The organism is Pseudomonas sp. AD21 (assembly GCF_002878485.1).
Classification (GTDB): Bacteria; Pseudomonadota; Gammaproteobacteria; order Pseudomonadales; family Pseudomonadaceae; genus Aquipseudomonas.
In genome coordinates this window covers 15,001-32,474 of sequence record NZ_NQYG01000002.1, presented here as the reverse complement: position 1 = coordinate 32,474, position 17,474 = coordinate 15,001, and the positions used below count along the sequence as shown (strand labels likewise).

Here is a 17,474-nt window from a genome sequence, read left to right as displayed (position 1 = left end):
ATGTACAAGTATTTGTCGCCATTATTGGCAGTACTTGTTCTGCTGCCTTTGTTTTGTCGTGGGGAACAGGTTTCCGATTTCTCAAGATCTGGAGAGGTGGGCTATCTGGATGGTTCAACAAAGCGAAGCGGTATCCCTGAAAAGAAAAAGGATAACTTTTCTTTTGGATGTAAGTGGGATGAATCCTTAAGTATTGACGAAGCACTGGAGCTCGCGCTTTGTGCGAATCCAAAGTTGTCACAGGCGAGGGCAAACGTACAAATCCAGAAGCATAAGCTGGCTGCGGCCAAGTCTGCCTATTTGCCGACACTGTATTTGAACAGTGAAGGACTCAAGGACGTGGTTGCTTCAAATGAAAAATCCTCATGGGACTCATCGTTGAATATCTCATGGCTTCTTCTGGATTTTGGTGGAAGGCACGGTAGTGTTGAGGAGAATAGAAGTTTATTACTGTCGGCAGTTTTGGCTCAGGATGCAGATTCGTTGTCTCTGGTGTCAGATGTTTCCAGAGACTATTTTTCCGTTGCGGCGGCCAAAGGTGTAATCGACTCGAGCCTGAACAACGAATCAGCGGCAAAAGAAAGTTTTCTGGCTGCTCAGGCTAAATATGTTGCGGGTGTAGGCGCGCGTGCAGATTTGCTGCAGGCTCAAACAGCTCATTCTGAAGCCATCCTGGATCGCGTGAGAGCACAAGGGAACTACCAAAAGGCCGTGGCGCAATTAGCTTATACACTAGGGGTGGATCCGGGGGCTGAGATAACAATTGACACCCTCGATGAGTCTGTTTTTTCTGATGACTTGAATAAGTCACTGGAGTTGCTGATTCGCGAGGCGACTGCTCTGCACCCATCCGTTCGCTCTGCCAGAGCTCAATTGGAGGCAAGCAAGTTTCACCTGCAAACCGTCATCTCCGAGGGGAAACCCAGTCTGTCTTTTGTAAGTTCCTATTCCGAGAAGCGCTATATCCAGGAGAACGCCAAGGACTTTAACTCAATGGAAGTCGGACTGAAATTGTCATTTCCTTTGTTTGAAGGCTTCCGTAATAACTCCAGAATCTCCGAGGCGTATGAAAACATACAGCTTCAGGAGGCACTGTTGAGACAGGCTGAGCTGAATGTTACCAATTCTATATGGGTCAACTATTCGGAACTCAAGACAGAAAACGAGAGCATCAACATCGCGAAAAGTCTGGTGCGTTCGGCCGAGGAATCTTCTGGAGTAGCCAAAGGGCGGTACAGAGCGGGAGTAGGCTCAATTATCGAGTTGTTGAACGCTCAAACAGCGCTCGCCAACGCAAACCAACAGTATGTACAGTCGCTGGCTCGATGGAGAGCTGCCAGGATTCGATTGGCTGCGAGTGTTGGTGTCCTTGTTCGCAATGACCAGAGGATTTCCATGTGATCATATTGCTTCGCTTAGGTGCATTTGCATGATTGATGTATGGAATAGAGTTCTGGCGGTTGTCCTGATGGGGGGCGGTGTTATGGGTTCTGTATTTGCTGATGAGGCGAGCACGAATAGATTTGCAGAGTCGGCAATCAGAGACCTTTCTGCCGTTCACCAACTTATAGTCACCTCTCATCCGGGTGCCATAGATAAAGAAAATACAAATTTTGCTGGCTGGGTTGAATACGGGTATTTGCAAGCAAAGAAACTCAGCCTGCTTGTCAGCTCAAGAAGGGATGCTCAAGCTGTTCTGGGTTTTTATATTTCAGGCTTCAAGGATGGCCATGTAGGTATTTATCATTCTGAAAAAGGCAGATCTTCGTGGGCCGGTTTTATCCTGGACAAGAGAGGGGAGGACTTCGTTGTCAGTCATGTTGCAAAGGGCTGGCCAGCCTCCTTGCCTCCAATCGGTTCCAGCGTCCTCTCATGTGACGGGAAAGAGCTCCATGAAATATTGGCTGATGAGATATCACCCTATGTCGATCGCAGACTGGATCTGAAATCTACCTGGAATCACTTGGCCAAGCATTTGACTGTTGATGATGCGGACTATCCTGTGCTGGGCAGAAAACCGGCGAGCAACTGTCAAGTTGTTCTGCCGAGCGGACTAAAGCAAAACTTTGATCTGCTGTGGCTGGAGGATAGCGGGCAATTGGCGGATTTTCTGCTTCAGCCTCAACCGCCTCAGACTGTCCAGAACCTCGGGGGTGGACGGTATTGGGTGCATGCGTCGAATTTCGCACCTTCGGCGGACGAGAATGCGTCCCTCGAAAAAATGCTTGAGGCTCTCGAAAGAATCGATAATGCCCAGTTGGTTGTACTTGATACGCGCGGTAATCGTGGTGGCAACAGCCTGGTCGGGATCAGGATTCTCTCGGCTTTGTTGGGTGACAAATATGTCAAAAGTCTGGATCGATCCTCCCGTTCGTATGCAATGTGGCGAGTTTCGCCTCTTGCACTTTCAACGCTCAACAATGCCCTGGCCAGTACGGAACGCGATTACGGAAAGAGCAGCGATGCCTACACGTTTGTTGCAGGCTTGCGTGAATCGATGAACGTTGCGCTGGTTGAGAAGAGAGAGTGGTTGCAACAGCCCGATACGTCTTCGCTCGAGCATGACCGTTCGAAAGATTCAAACCACAAGAATTTCAGGGGCCGACTTGTGCTGGTGACGGATTCGTTCTGTGCGAGTGCTTGTCTGGATTTTGCAGATACCGTTCTAGCTGTTCCTGGAGCGATCCACTTTGGGTTACCGACGAGTGCTGACACGGTGTACATCGATATCGGTGCTGAGGTTCTACCGAGCGGGGCCCAGTTCTGGTTGCCGTTGAAAGTCTGGAGAGGTCGAGTGCGGGGAAATAATCAAAGCTATGATCCGCGATATGTTTTCGATGGCGATATAAATGACACGGCTGCTGTTCAAAAATGGGTTCTTGGTCATTTTTGAACAGACAGTTCCTTGCCCCCGGTAACTCGCAACAGTTCGGCAGACGTTACCGGAGGAGATTGTGGCATTACATGATGTGCTTCTCGGTCTCGGGAATATGGCTTGCACCAAGGACTGCCGGCAGCAACCCGGAACGCAAATCCCCACCACTCGGCTGCTGATACAGACTCAGCCCGAACTCCGGCAGCACCGCCAGCAGATAATCGAAAATATCCCCCTGAATCCGCTCGTAGTCGGCCCATGCCGTGGTGCTGGTGAAGCAGTAGATTTCCAGCGGAATGCCCTGCGCGGTGGTCTGCATCTGGCGGACCATGCAGGTCATGTTCGGCTGCACCTCCGGGTGGCTCTTCAGATACGCCAAGGCGTAAGCGCGGAAGGTGCCGATGTTGGTCATGCGCCGACGGTTGGCTGACATCGCCGCGACGTTGCCCTGCGCCTCGTTCCACGCCTTGAGTTCGGCTTTCTTGCGGCTCATGTAATCGGTCAGCAGGTGCACCTGGGAGAGTTTTTCTTCCTCATCGTCGCGGATGAAGCGCACGCCGCTGGCATCGATGAACAGGCTGCGTTTGATCCGCCGGCCACCCGACTGCTGCATGCCGCGCCAGTTTCTGAACGACTCGCTCATCAGGCGCCAGGTCGGGATCGAGACAATGGTCTTGTCGAAATTCTGCACCTTGACCGTGTGCAAAGTGATGTCGACCACGTCGCCATCGGCGCCGACTTGCGGCATTTCGATCCAGTCGCCGACCCGCAGCATGTCGTTGCTGGTCAGTTGCACGCTGGCGACGAACGACAGCAGGGTGTCCTTGTAGACCAACAGAATCACCGCCGACATCGCACCCAGACCGGAGAGCAGCAACAGCGGCGAACGGTCGATCAGGGTGGCAACGATGATGATCGCGCCGAACACGTACAAGACCATTTTCGCCAGTTGCACATAGCCCTTGATCGAGCGGGTGCGGGCGTGTTCGGTGCGCGCGTAGATGTCCAGCAGCGCATTGAGCAGGGCGCTGACCGACAACAGCAGGAACAGGATGGTGAAGGACAGCGCGACGTTGCCAAGAAAGGTCATCGCGGTTTTGCTCAGTTCCGGCACCAGGTGCAGGCCGAACTGGATCACCAGCGACGGCGTCATCTGCGCCAGACGCTGGAACACCTTGTTATGACGAAAGTCATTGATCCAGTGCAGGGCCGGCTGGCGACCAAGCATGCGGCTGGCATGCAGGATCAGATAGCGCGCCACTCGTCCGAGGACCAGCGCGATCACCAGTAGCAGCATCAGCGCCAGGCCGGATTGCAGGAGCGGGTGCTGTTCGAGGGCTCCCCAGAGGTCTTGGGCGTTGAGCCAGAGCTGTTTGAAATCCATGTGAGCAACAATTCTTCTGTAAGACGCGATGGGCGATTAGAGCATTTAAGACGCTGTGTATTACCGTTGAAGACAAATCGAGCAACAAAAAAACCACTGATTACGCCCGTTTGTATAAAGAAACTCGGCCTGAGCGCTCGAAACCGGTAACCTATGCAGCTGTTTTTTTGCATATCTTCGAGGTAGCACCCGTGTTTTCCCAATTCGCCCTGCACGAACGCCTGCTCAAAGCCGTGGCCGAGCTGAAATTTGTCGAGCCAACGCCTGTGCAAGCAGCGGCCATTCCGCTGGCGCTCCAGGGGCGTGACCTGCGGGTGACGGCGCAAACCGGTAGCGGCAAGACCGCCGCTTTTGTCCTGCCGATCCTTAATCGCCTGATCGGCCCGGCCAAGGTCCGCGTCAGCATCAAGACCCTGATCCTGCTGCCGACACGCGAACTGGCCCAGCAGACCCTGAAGGAAGTCGAACGCTTCTCGCAGTTCACCTTCATCAAGTCCGGCCTGATCACCGGCGGTGAAGACTTCAAGGTCCAGGCCGCGATGCTGCGCAAGGTGCCGGACATCCTCATCGGCACCCCGGGCCGGATGATCGAGCAACTCAACGCCGGCAACCTCGACCTGAAAGAAGTCGAAGTGCTGGTGCTCGACGAAGCCGACCGCATGCTCGACATGGGTTTCGCCGAAGACGTACAACGCCTGGTCGACGAATGCCCGAACCGTCAGCAGACCATGCTGTTCTCCGCCACCACCGGTGGTTCAGGCCTGCGCGAGATGATCGGCAAGGTGCTGAACAACCCTGAGCACCTGCAGCTCAACGCGGTCAGCCAACTGAACTCGACGACCCGTCAGCAGATCATCACTGCCGACCACAATCAGCACAAAGAGCAGATTGTGAACTGGCTGCTGGCCAACGAGACCTATCAGAAGGCCATCGTCTTCACCAACACCCGAGCCATGGCCGACCGCATCTACGGCCGCCTCGTGGCTCAGGAATACAAGGCGTTCGTGCTGCACGGCGAGAAAGACCAGAAGGATCGCAAACTGGCGATCGACCGTCTGAAGCAGGGCGGTGTGAAGATTCTAGTGGCGACTGACGTCGCGGCCCGTGGTCTGGACGTTGATGGCCTGGATCTGGTGATCAACTTCGACATGCCACGCAGCGGCGACGAATACGTGCACCGTATCGGTCGTACCGGCCGTGCCGGCAACGACGGTCTGGCGATCTCGCTGATCTGCCACGGCGACTGGAACCTGATGTCGAGCATCGAGCGCTACCTGAAGCAGAGCTTCGAGCGCCGCACCATCAAGGAAGTCAAAGGCACCTACGGCGGACCGAAAAAGGTCAAGGCCTCGGGCAAAGCCGTTGGGGTGAAGAAGAAAAAGACCGACGCCAAGGGTGACAAGAAGAAAACCGCCGCCAAGACCCCGACCAAGCGCAAGAGCGCCAATCGTCCGAAGCCGGATTCTCTGGTGAGCAGCGACGGCATGGCCCCGCTCAAGCGTCGCAAGCCGGCAGAGTCTGCGGCTGAGTAAGCCGTTTCGCAGGCCAATAAAAAACCCGGACAGTGTCCGGGTTTTTTTATGCGCAGCGTTTGTCAGCTGCCGAGTTGCCCACTGGTGTCCGCGTCAAAGCGTTGTTTGGCGCGATCTGCCGCCGGTTTCAACAGGGCGAGCAGGGCCGCTTCGCTGTACAACCGCGAGTCGCCCAGCGCCTTCGGCGTTGGCTCGATCGGGATCAGCACATCCTCGCCGTCCGCATGCAGCCAGATCGCCACGACGTGCAGGGCCGAGACAAACAACACGCGCAATTCGACGGTTTTACCCTGCAGTTGCGGCGCCTGTTCCGCCAGTTTCAACGCGCCCACGGTGTCGGCGGCCCGGCTGCCGTGGTTCAGCGAAGAAAACTCGACATGGCCGCGAACCTCCGCCAGTTGCGCATCGGCGATGGTCACGCCGTCGGCAAACACCAGGTAATGCCAGTCACCGATACGCGCGTTCTGCAGACCTTTGCCATGGCTTAGATCGTCCAGGGTCAGCGAGTAGCCGCGATAGGCCTCGCTCAGGCTGATCTTCGCCGCTCCCGCGCTGGCGAATTGGCGATTGATGCCGAAGCCCTGGGTGTGCAGCGCGGCTTGCAGCGCCGGACGCAAAGTCTGAACGCCGTTGGAAGGCGCCTTTGGATAAGTCAGTTGCATGATGTCGCCCTCCTAGTTTTTCGCGGTGAAGTAAGTGTGGGTCCAGTTTCCGCCGCCGTTGTACGAACCGGGGAACGCGTTCAGTGCACGGGTCGAGTAACCGTAGATCGAGTCCGCGACCAGTACGTAGTTGCCGTTGGTGCCGTAGATCGTCAGAAAGTGCGCACCGCCGCCGTACCAGGCGCAGCGCAGGCCGACCGGACGGCCCATGTTGATCTGGTTCTGGATGGCCGACATCTGCAGCGAACCCTGATTCATGCCGTTGTAGCTGCGGGTGGTTTGCAGGGCCGAATCCAGATAGCCGTAGACGTTGCAGGGTCCCGGCTGTTTGCAGCAATTGCGGTCCAGTTGGGTGCTGGCGACACCGCACTGGGTCCAGGACCCGGTGCCGTAGTAGTTGCCGACCGAGGCGGAAACGGCCGCCCAGCACCAGTTGGTCTGGGTCTGTTTCTGCATCGTGAAGTTGAGGTTTGCGGCGGCCAGTGCAGTGGTTTGCGCTGCCGCTTCAACGTCGACCAGTTGCGGGTCGAGCAGATGGCCAACGAGGCACCTTGGCAGGGTCTCGCCGGTGAACGATGTTGCTTGATTGGTTAACATTTTTCAGTCCTCCATGAATGAAAACAAGCATCCAGCTTGTGATTTTGTTGCGGTGATGCCGAGCGATCGGTGGTTAACGGTTTTCATCTTCGATGAACGGTGCCGATCTCCTTGCTCGAGGTAACCCTAGTCTGATTATGCGTTTATGCAAGAAAATAAATGCATTGATGCATTTTAATGGGCAAAAAATCGCAGCCTGCGACAGTTCCTGCACCGATTTCTGCAGGAGCTGTCGCAGGCTGCGATCTTTTGATTTTGGCGGGATTAGCCCTCGGTTTTCTTCTCGGCCGAATCCAGCTCTTTCAATCGCTGATCAATCAACTGGCACTTGTCCGGCAGATCGGCGCTGGCGGTACCAAGATCCATCTTCTGCAACTCAGCGTTGATCTCCTTGGCCTTGGCCGGATTCTGTTCGGTGAGTCTGGAGACTTCCTTGGCCAGTTGTTCACGCTTGGCGGTGGCTTCCTCGGGCGTACAGGCCCACACGGGCAGGGCGCAGGCAAGGATGGCGGCGAGGGTGAGCTTGAGCAGGGTTTTCATGGGGGGGCGGGCCTCCGTTCCGGTTAAGGCGGGTTAACCGGTGGAGGCCTCGGGGCGGTGAAAAGTTCAGTCAGGCTCGCCGCAGTCGGTTGCTATTCGCCGCCATGGCAGCAACTGGACTGGCTGCCACCCTCATAGCGATCATGATGGCGCACCCACTCCATGATCTCCTCTTCATTGCGGCCCTTGGGCGTCAGATCAAGGTAGTTGTAAGCCCCCACCAACATATCCAGCCCACGCGCATATGTTGAATAGGTATGGAAAATTTCCCCGGCCGCATTTCGATAAAACACGCTCAGCCCCGGCATTTCTTCTTCGGCGCTGTCAGTTTTTTCGTAGTTGTACGTCGCCTTTCCGGCTTTGGCGTCCTCCTCCCGGGCGCACACGCCAAAGTCGTAGTTGAAATCGGAACCGTCTGACGACACCCAGTCGAATTTCCAGCCCATGCGCCGCTTGAAGGTCTGAAATTGCTCGAACGGTGCGTGGGAGACCGCGACCACTGCAATGTCGTGGTGGGCCAGGTGCTGGTTGGCGCCGTCAATGTGGTCGGACAGGAACGAGCAACCCTGGCAGCCTTCTTCCCAGTCCTTGGCAAACATGAAGTGGTAAACGATCAGTTGGCTGTGTTTACCGAACAGGTCGGCCAGTTTCAGCTCGCCGTTCGGGCCGTGAAAGCGGTAGTCCTTGTCGACTTTGACCCATGGCAACGCGCGACGCTTCGCGCTGAGGCGGTCGCGCTCCCGGGTGAAGGCTTTTTCGTCGGCCAGATGTTGTTGGCGCGCGGCAAGCCATTCTTCACGCGGCACCACTGGATGATTCTCAACGTTCATGATGATTTCTCCTGCGGGGGTTGAAACCGTCTTTGTCAGACTAGTCGTTTAACCCTTGGGCAAATCGACAGACCGCCGGTCGGTCGTCCCTGAAAATGCGGCTGAACGGCTGCGACAGGCTTCGGTCACAACCTATGAACGCGCCATAAATCACGCGCACCGGAGGTTGAATCAGGATGACCACTTATAACTGGGATTTGATTGAACGCTTGCTGCATGAAGTGCAGAACAGTGCTGGCGAAAGTTTCGCTCCTCGAAAATATGCCGAGGACTATGCGGCGGAGAAAGCCAGTGCGGGCGAGCCGATCGAGAATCTGGATCACCTGAAAACGGTGGCCTGTGAGTACGAAAAGTTGCTGTTGGACCGTGGATACATCGAACCGCGTCCGGATCATGAGGGCAGTACCGGCAACAATTTCATTCTGACGGCGCGCGGCTCGAGCCTGTTGAGCCTGATCGACAGCAGTATCCCCGGCAATGATCACCCACGGCAGGTGCTGGATGATCAGCAGGATGCGCTGGATGAAGCGACCTTTGATGAAGTGGCTTCCAAGGCACAGATTGCTTGATGGCCCGCTCCCGCATTGGATTGGCATCTTGTTTAAGGTTTTTGTGCTGCCTTCAGGCACTTGAGGTCATTGAAGTCTTTACGCACTCCCTCGATCTTCTTCAACAACCGCTGCCGTTGCTGCGGCGTGCTCTGCGCCATCAAATCAACTGCCAGCGCACGCGCCTGGGCTTCGGTGTTGGCGTAGGCCTTCTGGTAATCCGGTGTCCATAAACGCTCGCGATTGACCAGAAGCGTCTCGATCCGTTGTGGGAATTCAGGACTTTTGCGCTGGACCACTGCCGCGCTGAACTGCTGTTGCCAGTGCGCGCGGTTGGCGATCCATTGGCTGTTCTGATCGCCCAGTGCGGTTGACCAGGCCATCACCCGTTGTTCCTGAGTGACGCTCAACGGGCCAAGCCAGTCGGTCAGGCGCTTGTCCATGCGCGCGCCGCGTTCGGCGATCTGCTGGGCCAGTGGCGGTTTGACGTATTCCTGCTGACGCTTGCGCAGATCCTTGGCAAAGGCGTCGTTCATTTCCGCGACCTGTTTGTCATCCAGCCCTTGCAGCAACTCGATGGCCGAAGGCGTGATCTGCCGGGCGGTGTCAGCGATGGCTTTCTTCGCTTCTGCGGTTCGCGCTTGCAGCGCCGCGTCGGTCACCTGATTGGTTTCAACCATGCTCTGCAAGCGATCCAGCCAATCCAGGTAACCCGGCAACTGCGTGGTGCAGTGCCAGTTCAGGTGTTCCTTGAGGCGCTCGTTGAACCAGTCCTTTTGCTCGCCGTTCATGTCCAGGTAGTCGCTGAGCGTCCACGGGATTATCACGTCGAGGTTGCGATAGGCCAGGCCGACGCGGCTGCAGGCGCCGAGGGCGAGGGTGAAAATCAGCAGGGTGGCGAAGTGTTTGAACCAGCGAGACATGAGCGAATCCTTGCGAAAGCCTGGCGTCTGATTCTTATGTGAACGCAGGATGCTCCCGGCAGTTCAGCCGATCAATAGAACGCGCGTGCGGCCTTGAGTGTGACCAGCCCGTCGCACTCGCTGTTGTGTCCGGAGTAGGCTGAGCAATCACTGCCGCTGAGGCTGGAGTTGCTGTAGATCAGGTCGAGGTCGATGCCCATGAACGGCCGGGAAAACTTTACCGACCAATCGGTAAAACTGCTGACGTAGCCACCGTCCACCGAGACCGGCGAGTTCAATTGATGAGTGGTGTACTTCATGCTGATTCCGATGCCGAACGGCTGATTGCCGCCTAGGTCGGCGAACAGTGTGTTGTTCTGTTTATCCGGATCATCGCTGAAGGCTACGCCGAAGCGGCTGCCGAGCAGGGTCAGGCCGCCGAACAGCTCCTGGCTGTCGAGGGTGTCTACCTTGGGATAGCTGTAGTGGATCATCCCGACTTCGTAGCCGAGGGTTTGATCGAAAGGTTGTTTAAAGCCGACGTAGGAATCGATCTCGAGGTTTTTGCCGGGGCTGATGCCCATGCTCGGCGCGTATTGGCCGACATACAGGCCACTGTCGTGGCTGAGGTCAAGGCCACCGTGGAACGAGCCGGCCGCCGAAGGCTTGACCAGCCCCTGGGCCATGCTGCGGCTGGGGGTGGTACCGAGTTTGAGGTCGAAGTCGCCGAACTCGCGCTGGAAAATCTGCGCGTGCGCCGATGAACAGGCCAGCAGGCCTACAAATGATAAACAGGAAAATTTGAGCATGCGTCACTCCATGAACAGCGAGCGCAGGTCGTCGGGCCTGCTGAAACGCTTGATCTAGACGCGTGAAAGGATACCGGCGAATCATCAGAGTCGATGGCCGTTCGTCGATTTTTGCGGATTAATTAAACAGAAGAGGTGTAGCGCGGGTGCCAGTCCAGGCGCTTCGAAGCTCAAAGCGCCTCTGGACGGGTGTATTACCGGGTATTACTTCTTGCCCAGGCTGATCTGCTTGGACGGGCCGAACGTCTGGCCGCTGACGCCTTTGGCAATTTGCTGGATTTCGCCGCCGGACTTGAGGAACGCTGCGATCTGATCGTTGATCGATTCGCTGGTTTCAACGGCTGGAGCTGGCTTTGCTTTGCTGGTGGATGCTTTTACACGCATGGCGGCCATTAACCTGTAGAAAAGTAACTCGGCCAGGCATCGTACAGGAATAACTTGACAATTGCTTGATAAATATCCCCGGGAATAACCAGGTGCGTGGGTGGATTATTCTCGATTAATTATTCGAAACATCCCCCTAAGCTACTGTTTTAAATAAGAACATTTATTCGTCGTTACTGAAAATATCCCGAATGAAACGGCGCTGCAGGTCGTGCGTTGGCCAGACGAATGGCAAGCGGCCCGCGCCAAGCGGAGGAAAATCAAGGCGTCCCGGCGATTTTCTCGAACCGGGTGTTCAGTCAGCGAACGAGACGGGCAAAACCGGGTAGAATGCCGCCACGCAATGAGGGTTTTGGAAAATGGCTTTAGTCGGGCGTTACAACAGTTTGCAAGTGGTTAAACACACTAACTTCGGTTTATATCTGGACGGCGGTGCCGACGGCGAAATTCTTTTGCCCAACCGTTATATCCCTAAAGATATTCCCAGCGAAGATGAAGACTGGCTCAACGTATTTATTTATCTGGACAGCGAAGACAAACTTCTCGCTACCACTGAAAAACCAAAAGTTCAGGTCGGTGAATTTGCCAGTCTGAAAGTAGTTGAAGTCAACAGCATCGGTGTGTTCCTCGATTGGGGCCTGCCGAAAGATCTGTTGCTGCCGTACTCCGAAGAAAAACGGCAGATGACCGCTGGCGAATACTGCGTGGTGCACGTCTACCTCGACAAGCACACGCGCCGCATCACCGCCACCGCGCGCCTGGATCGTTACCTCGACAAGACCCCGGCCAACTACAGTGTCGGGCAGGAAGTTGGCCTGCTGGTTGCCGAAGCCACCGACATGGGCTTCAAGGCGATCATCAACAACAAACACTGGGGCCTGATCCACAAGAACGAAATCTTCAAGTTCATGCGTTCCGGCATGAGTGAGAAGGGGTTCATCAAGGAAGTGCGCGCTGACGGCAAGATCAGCCTCAGCCTGCAACCGGTTGGCCAGGAGGCTGCCAGCAGCCTGAGTTCGAAGATCCTCGCCAAACTGCGCGATAACAACGGCACGCTGGCGGTCAGCGACAAGAGCGATCCGGCGCTGATCAGCAGCCTGTTCGGCGTCAGCAAGGGTAATTTCAAGAAGGCCATCGGTTCGTTGTACAAGGACGGCAAGATCGTCATTCACGCCGATCGCATTGAACTAACCTGACCCGCGAGGGGCCCATGTTGCATGGGCTCACTGGAGGTCGGGCAGATGAAAAAAGCACTGATTGCCTACGGCGCCACCCTGGTGGCGTTTCTTCTGCTCGATGGCGTCTGGCTTGGCGTGTTGATGGCGCCGACCTATCGCGAGTTGCTCGGTTCGCTGATGCTCGAAAAACCGCTGCTGGTTCCGGCAGCGGTTTTTTATTGCCTGTACGTTTTTGGTTGCGTGCAATTTGTGGTGTTGCCGGCGCTGAGCTGGCAACGCGCGGCGCGCATGGGGGCGTTGTTGGGGCTGGTGGCGTACGGCACGTATGACCTGACCAATTGGGCGACGTTGCGTGGCTGGTCGGTGCAGGTGAGTTTGATGGATTGGGCGTGGGGGACGTTTGCCACGGCTGTTGCCTGCTCGGTCGGTTTTTTAGCAGCGAAGCGATTTGTGTAGTCAGCCCCGTAATTTTTGTTGTTTTGACCGACGCCTTCGCGAGCAAGCCCGCTCCCACAGGGGCATGCGGTCTACTGTGGCAGCGGGCCTGCTCGCGAATGGCGGCGCAGCCGACAGCCATTCACCCCTGACGCAACAGACAAACTAAATGTCTTTTCCAGACGGCTTTTTCTGCCTGGCTGATTGATAATCCCCGACACAGATTTTCGACCATTGGATGGCTGCCATGTTGTGTGTGTTCGAGGTGTTGCGGTGAGTGTCGAGCGGCGCAATGCCGACGGTTTTGCCTTGCAGGTGATGATCGGCCTGTGCCTGATCTGGGGCGTGCAGCAAGTGATGATCAAGTGGGCCGCGCCGGACATCGCGCCAGTGATGCAGGCGGCCGGGCGTTCGGGGATTTCCGCGTTGCTGGTCGGCCTGCTGCTGTGCTGGAAGGGCGGCTGGGATCAAGTGGGCAACACCTGGCGCGGAGGTTTGCTGGCCGGCGCGCTGTTTGGCCTGGAGTTCTTCTTCATCGCCGAAGGCCTGCAGCTGACCACCGCAGCGCACATGTCGGTGTTCCTCTACACCGCGCCGATTTTCACTGCGCTCGGTGTGCACTTTCTGCTGGCCAGCGAACGCCTGCGGCCGCTGCAGTGGATGGGGATTCTGCTGGCATTCATTGGTATCGCCATTGCCTTTGCCGGCGGCGTGTCATGGGACAACCTCGACCGGCGCATGCTGCTGGGTGATGCGTTCGGCGTGCTGGCCGGGGCCTGCTGGGGCGCGACCACTGTGGTGGTGCGCGCCTCGCGGCTGTCGGAGGCGCCGGTGACGTTGACCCTGTTCTATCAGTTGATCGTCGGCTTTGTCGGCCTGTTGTTGATCGCGCTGTTCAGTGGTCAGATCACTCACGTCAGTTTGACCACCGTGGCGGTCGCCAGCGTGCTGTTCCAGGGCCTGGTGGTGTCGTTCTTCAGCTACCTGACATGGTTCTGGCTGTTGCGGCGCTATCTGGCGGCCAATCTGGCGGTGTTTTCGTTCATGACGCCGTTATTCGGCGTCACTTTCGGCGTAGTGCTGCTCGGTGAACAACTGAGCCTGAACTTCGTCATCGGCGCGGTGCTGGTGTTGCTCGGCATCACTTTTGTCAGCGCTGAGCAGTGGGTGCGTCGGCGTTTGCGCAAAGCGCTCGGCCAGCAGTAGACGATTGCAGGGCCAACCCGCCGGCCATCAGCAAACCGCTGCCGGCGATCACCAGTGCCGGTTGCAGCCCACCGCTGAAATGGCTGCTCAGCGCGGCCAGCAACGGACCGCTGAGCTGGCCGATGGCGAAGCAGGCGGTCAACAGGCCGGCGTTGCGCTGGGTGGTATGCGGCGCCAGTTCCCGCGAACGTTGCATCACCAGTTGCATGCAGGCCAGAAACGGCATGCCGCACAACATCACCCCCAGTGCCAGGCCATAACCACTGCCCAGCAGACACGCAAAGACCCCAAGCGCCTGTAGCCAGAGGGTGGCCGTCAGCCAGTGCCGCGTGGTGTTCGGGTCGTGGCGACGCAGGCTCACGAGCAGCACGCCAATGGCCGCGCCAAGGCCGAAGCACGGCCAGAACAAATCGGCCTGCCATTGCCCGTGAAACTGCGCATTGGCCATTTGTGAGAGAAACGTGGCCGGGATGATGTAACCCACGCCATACAGCGCATACACCGCCGCCAGTCGCGGGATGCCGCGATTCGAGTGGCTGACATTGAGGGTGGCGACCGGCGTGTGAGTGCCCGGTTGCGGCAGGATCCGCACGATTGCCAGCAACATCAGCAGCGCCACGGCGGCGTAGATCAGCCACAGCGTGGCCGACGTCTGCTGCAGTAGATGTGAGACCAGCGCCAGCAGCCCTGTGAGAAAAATTCCCAGCCCCGGACCGGCAAACACCAACGCACCCAGCCGTGGTCGACCCGCCGCAGCCGCCAGTGGCTGACTCAGCGCAGTAATCATCACCAGCACCCAGGCACTCGCCACGCCGGTGCCGAAGCGCAGCAACAGATGCGACCAGAAACCGTTGGCCCAGAACGATGCCAGGGTCAGCAGCACACATAGCCACAAACCACCGTAGAGGCGGCGCTGCACTTGCTGCGGACGGTGGGCGAACATTGCGTCCACCGCGCCTAGCAGGTAGCCAAGGTAGTTGGCCGCCGCGATCAGACCGGCGGCGGTCAGGTCGAGCTGGCCTTCGCTGAGCAGGTGCGGCATTTGCGGGGTGAGGGCGAAACGCCCGATGCCCATGGCCATCATCAGGGCGACGAAACAGGCGGATAAGCGAATCAGAGGCGACATGGTCGGGATTCCTTTGAAGGAGCAATGACCGTCAGGCTAGAACTGATTGACTTTCTTTAAAATTGAATAATATTGATTAACTTGTTCTGTTATGGAGAAGAGTCGTGGAGTTCAGCCAATTGCGGATCTTTCAGGCGGTGGCCGAGGAAGGTTCGATCACCCGCGCCGCCGAGCGCTTGCACCGGGTGCCATCCAACCTGTCGACCCGGCTCAAGCAGTTGGAGGAGCAATTGGGTGTAGAACTGTTCGTCCGCGAGCGTCAGCGGTTGCAGTTGTCGCCTGCAGGAAAAGTCCTGCTGGACTACACCGGTAAACTGTTTGCTCTGCGCGATCAGGCCAGTGCGGCGGTGATGGGCGGGCAACCGGCGGGGGATTTCGTCCTCGGCACGCTGTACAGCACGGCGGCGATCCATTTGCCGGCGTTGCTGGCGCGCTATCACAAGCAATACCCGGCGGTGAACCTGCAAGTGCAGTCAGGGCCCAGCGGTGAGTTGCTCGAAGGTCTGGTCTCCGGGCGCCTCGATGCGGCGCTGGTGGACGGCCCGCCACAGCTGGCGGGCATCGACGGCGTGCCGTTGTGCGACGAGCGTCTGGTGCTGATCAGCGAGGCCGATCATCCGCCGATCCGTAGCGCCAAGGAGGTCGAGGGCAGGGCGGTGTTCACTTTCCGTCACGGTTGCGCCTACCGCGCACGGCTGGAGGCGTGGTTTGTCCATTATCAGGCGGCGATGGGGCGGGCAATGGAGATCGAGTCCTATCAGGGCATGCTCGCCTGCGTGATTGCCGGCAGCGGCGTGGCGCTGATGTCGGAGTCGATGCTCGCCAGTCTGCCGGGGCGCGAAAGCGTTGCGGTGCACCCGTTGGCCGAGCCGTTTGCCAGTGCGACAACGTGGCTCATGTGGCGCAAGGGCATGGTCGGGGCCAACCTCAATGCCTGGATTGAACAGCAGCAGGCGCTCTATCCCGTGGCATCGAATGAAAGCCGGCAGACGGCATGAACCAACCGATCGGAACTCTGTTCAATTCAGTAACAGATCATTGCGGATTTGACCGAGCATTGCGTAGGACTTCGGACTATTATCAGTGCGAAGCGGCCTCAGAATTCCGGCCGCTCAGCACTACCCTGAAGGGGGCATGACGATGAAAGAGAAAATTCAGAACTGGCTGCACGATTTGGGTGTTGCCCTCGGCTTGATCGAACCGCCTCTGCAACCCGTACCGATCCGCACCGATGACGAACAGCGCCGCCGTCAACAACGGCGCCGGTAACGCCCCCGATCCGAGATCACAGGATTCAAGATCAAGAGATCGCAGCCTGCGGCAGCGCCTACATGGATTAATGTAGGCGCTGCCGCAGGTTGCGATCTTTTGCTTTTAATGACGGCCGATCTCCAGTAAAAACCGGCTCAAGTCATTCGCGGTTTTCGCGGTCTTGAGCATGCGGTCCTCCTCGGCGGTGAACGCCGTCAGTCCGAATTCATCTTCCAGATGAAAGATCAGATCCTCGATATCCGCTTTCTCCAGGCCCAATTGCACCAGGCTGGTGTGGTCATTGAATTTGCGGTTTTCCAGCAGACGCCGGATGTATCGGTGCACGGCGGCACGCACGGCAGCTCTTCTCATGGCAGATTTTTCTGATGGTTGTTCTGCTTGAGTGAAGCAGGCCTCAGGCGTGCCCGCGCAACCACTGGTCAATCATCGAGCGCAAATGCTCGCCGGAAAAACTGCCGAAATGCCCGCCATGCACCGTGCGGATCGGCAACGCCTGCAAACGTCGCAGGCTGGCGGCGTAGTCCTCGAGATTCGAATGGTAGGCGTCTTCGATTAATGGCCCGTCATAGATGATGTCGCCGCTGAATAACGTTTCCGTCGCCGCCTCATACAGGCTGATCCCGCCCGGCGAATGCCCCGGCGTGTGCAGCACCTGCAGCGTGCGATTGCCCAGATCCAGTACATCGCCGTCGTCGACAAATCCGGTGGCCGGCGCGGCTTTGACCCGGTATTCGGCGTAGCACAGCGGGCAATCCGGATGCGCCTCGAACATGTCATCGCCGACATACGCGCGGCTCAAATCGTTCTCGCCATCCGGCGCCGCAAGGATGTCCGCTTCGGCGCGATGCACCAGCCGCTCGGCAAATTCGTGATGCCCGGCGATGTGGTCGAAATGGCAATGACTGGCCACAGCCACCAGCGGCCGCTCGGTGATCCACGGCAACTGCTCACGCAGACTGACCAGCCCCGAACCACTATCGAGCAAAAGGTCTTTGTCACGGCCCTGAATGTGCCAGAGGTTGCAGCGGTAAAAAGGCCGAATATACGGCTCGTGAATCAGCCGAATGCCGTCACTCAGGTGCTGCACTTCAAACCACTGATCGCGAGAAACGATCTTCATAAATCATTTTCTCCAAGCGTAAAAAAACGGGTGTGGCAACCGACGCCACACCCGTCGAAGAAAGCATCAAGTCG

The 17,474-nt window shown here is 57.4% G+C and carries 20 protein-coding genes; 9 read left to right on the top strand and 11 right to left on the bottom strand.

Going from position 1 to position 17,474, the window contains the following annotated elements; translation table 11 throughout:
- Positions 1 to 1,401, top strand: a complete 1,401-nt coding sequence (locus tag PseAD21_RS01315; RefSeq protein WP_102354166.1) for a TolC family protein — start codon at positions 1 to 3, stop codon at positions 1,399 to 1,401.
- A gap of 28 nt (positions 1,402 to 1,429) precedes the next feature.
- Complete coding sequence (locus PseAD21_RS01310; RefSeq protein ID WP_102354165.1) at positions 1,430 to 2,893, top strand: S41 family peptidase; 1,464 nt, start codon at positions 1,430 to 1,432, stop codon at positions 2,891 to 2,893.
- A 67-nt stretch (positions 2,894 to 2,960) separates the two neighbouring features.
- Here PseAD21_RS01310 and PseAD21_RS01305 read toward each other — a convergent pair whose 3' ends face one another.
- On the bottom strand, positions 2,961 to 4,259 hold the full coding sequence (locus tag PseAD21_RS01305; RefSeq protein ID WP_102354164.1) for a mechanosensitive ion channel family protein: 1,299 nt from the start codon (positions 4,257 to 4,259) through the stop codon (positions 2,961 to 2,963).
- Positions 4,260 to 4,450: 191 nt separating this feature from the next.
- Between PseAD21_RS01305 and PseAD21_RS01300 the strand changes: the two genes are divergently transcribed.
- Complete coding sequence (locus PseAD21_RS01300) at positions 4,451 to 5,791, top strand: DEAD/DEAH box helicase (protein WP_102354163.1); 1,341 nt, start codon at positions 4,451 to 4,453, stop codon at positions 5,789 to 5,791.
- A gap of 62 nt (positions 5,792 to 5,853) precedes the next feature.
- Here PseAD21_RS01300 and PseAD21_RS01295 read toward each other — a convergent pair whose 3' ends face one another.
- The 4 genes from PseAD21_RS01295 to PseAD21_RS01280 all read right to left on the bottom strand — a co-directional run bounded on the left by PseAD21_RS01295 (position 5,854) and on the right by PseAD21_RS01280 (position 8,420).
- Positions 5,854 to 6,453 (bottom strand): hypothetical protein, encoded by a 600-nt coding sequence (locus PseAD21_RS01295; RefSeq protein WP_102354162.1) that lies wholly within the window; start codon positions 6,451 to 6,453, stop codon positions 5,854 to 5,856.
- Between the two features lie 12 nt (positions 6,454 to 6,465).
- Positions 6,466 to 7,050 (bottom strand): papain-like cysteine protease family protein, encoded by a 585-nt coding sequence (locus PseAD21_RS01290; RefSeq protein ID WP_102354161.1) that lies wholly within the window; start codon positions 7,048 to 7,050, stop codon positions 6,466 to 6,468.
- A gap of 264 nt (positions 7,051 to 7,314) precedes the next feature.
- Positions 7,315 to 7,590: a hypothetical protein gene (locus PseAD21_RS01285; protein ID WP_102354160.1), complete on the bottom strand. Its 276-nt coding sequence runs from the start codon at positions 7,588 to 7,590 to the stop codon at positions 7,315 to 7,317.
- 92 nt (positions 7,591 to 7,682) lie between these two features.
- Positions 7,683 to 8,420, bottom strand: coding sequence for a thioredoxin family protein (locus PseAD21_RS01280; RefSeq protein ID WP_102354159.1), 738 nt, complete (start codon positions 8,418 to 8,420; stop codon positions 7,683 to 7,685).
- Between the two features lie 176 nt (positions 8,421 to 8,596).
- Here PseAD21_RS01280 and PseAD21_RS01275 point away from each other — a divergent pair, with 176 nt between their 5' ends.
- A complete protein-coding gene (locus tag PseAD21_RS01275; protein WP_102354158.1) occupies positions 8,597 to 8,989 on the top strand; it encodes a transcriptional regulator in 393 nt (130 codons plus the stop codon).
- A 32-nt stretch (positions 8,990 to 9,021) separates the two neighbouring features.
- Here PseAD21_RS01275 and PseAD21_RS01270 read toward each other — a convergent pair whose 3' ends face one another.
- The 3 genes from PseAD21_RS01270 to PseAD21_RS01260 all read right to left on the bottom strand — a co-directional run bounded on the left by PseAD21_RS01270 (position 9,022) and on the right by PseAD21_RS01260 (position 11,072).
- Entirely contained in the window at positions 9,022 to 9,891 is an 870-nt protein-coding gene (locus PseAD21_RS01270; protein WP_102354157.1) for a DUF6279 family lipoprotein, read from the bottom strand.
- Positions 9,892 to 9,962: 71 nt separating this feature from the next.
- Positions 9,963 to 10,679: a TorF family putative porin gene (locus PseAD21_RS01265; RefSeq protein WP_102354156.1), complete on the bottom strand. Its 717-nt coding sequence runs from the start codon at positions 10,677 to 10,679 to the stop codon at positions 9,963 to 9,965.
- Positions 10,680 to 10,883: 204 nt separating this feature from the next.
- The gene (locus tag PseAD21_RS01260) at positions 10,884 to 11,072 is read right to left on the bottom strand and encodes a hypothetical protein (RefSeq protein WP_016985943.1); all 189 of its coding nucleotides are present in this window, start codon (positions 11,070 to 11,072) and stop codon (positions 10,884 to 10,886) included.
- 350 nt (positions 11,073 to 11,422) lie between these two features.
- Here PseAD21_RS01260 and PseAD21_RS01255 point away from each other — a divergent pair, with 350 nt between their 5' ends.
- The 3 genes from PseAD21_RS01255 to PseAD21_RS01240 all read left to right on the top strand — a co-directional run bounded on the left by PseAD21_RS01255 (position 11,423) and on the right by PseAD21_RS01240 (position 13,882).
- Positions 11,423 to 12,259 carry a S1 RNA-binding domain-containing protein gene (locus PseAD21_RS01255; RefSeq protein ID WP_102354155.1) on the top strand — a complete coding sequence of 279 codons (837 nt, stop codon included), beginning with the start codon at positions 11,423 to 11,425 and terminating at the stop codon, positions 12,257 to 12,259.
- Positions 12,260 to 12,304: 45 nt separating this feature from the next.
- A complete protein-coding gene (locus PseAD21_RS01250) occupies positions 12,305 to 12,697 on the top strand; it encodes a DUF2177 family protein (RefSeq protein ID WP_102354309.1) in 393 nt (130 codons plus the stop codon).
- Positions 12,698 to 12,949: 252 nt separating this feature from the next.
- Positions 12,950 to 13,882, top strand: coding sequence for a DMT family transporter (locus tag PseAD21_RS01240; protein ID WP_102354153.1), 933 nt, complete (start codon positions 12,950 to 12,952; stop codon positions 13,880 to 13,882).
- Here the strand turns inward: PseAD21_RS01240 and PseAD21_RS01235 are convergent.
- A complete protein-coding gene (locus tag PseAD21_RS01235) occupies positions 13,827 to 15,008 on the bottom strand; it encodes an MFS transporter (protein ID WP_102354152.1) in 1,182 nt (393 codons plus the stop codon). The two genes, PseAD21_RS01240 and PseAD21_RS01235, sit on opposite strands and share 56 nt — an antisense overlap.
- Positions 15,009 to 15,112: 104 nt before the next feature.
- On the opposite strand from PseAD21_RS01235, the gene PseAD21_RS01230 reads away from it, so the two are divergent.
- A complete protein-coding gene (locus PseAD21_RS01230) occupies positions 15,113 to 16,006 on the top strand; it encodes a LysR family transcriptional regulator (protein ID WP_102354151.1) in 894 nt (297 codons plus the stop codon).
- Between the two features lie 142 nt (positions 16,007 to 16,148).
- A complete protein-coding gene (locus PseAD21_RS29935; RefSeq protein WP_007914492.1) occupies positions 16,149 to 16,277 on the top strand; it encodes a PA1414 family protein in 129 nt (42 codons plus the stop codon).
- Between the two features lie 105 nt (positions 16,278 to 16,382).
- Here the strand turns inward: PseAD21_RS29935 and PseAD21_RS01225 are convergent, their stop codons facing one another.
- Both PseAD21_RS01225 and PseAD21_RS01220 read right to left on the bottom strand, forming a co-directional pair.
- Positions 16,383 to 16,631 carry a phosphopantetheine-containing protein gene (locus tag PseAD21_RS01225; RefSeq protein ID WP_102354150.1) on the bottom strand — a complete coding sequence of 83 codons (249 nt, stop codon included), beginning with the start codon at positions 16,629 to 16,631 and terminating at the stop codon, positions 16,383 to 16,385.
- A 43-nt stretch (positions 16,632 to 16,674) separates the two neighbouring features.
- On the bottom strand, positions 16,675 to 17,400 hold the full coding sequence (locus PseAD21_RS01220; protein ID WP_102354149.1) for an MBL fold metallo-hydrolase: 726 nt from the start codon (positions 17,398 to 17,400) through the stop codon (positions 16,675 to 16,677).
- Positions 17,401 to 17,474: the final 74 nt, after the last annotated feature.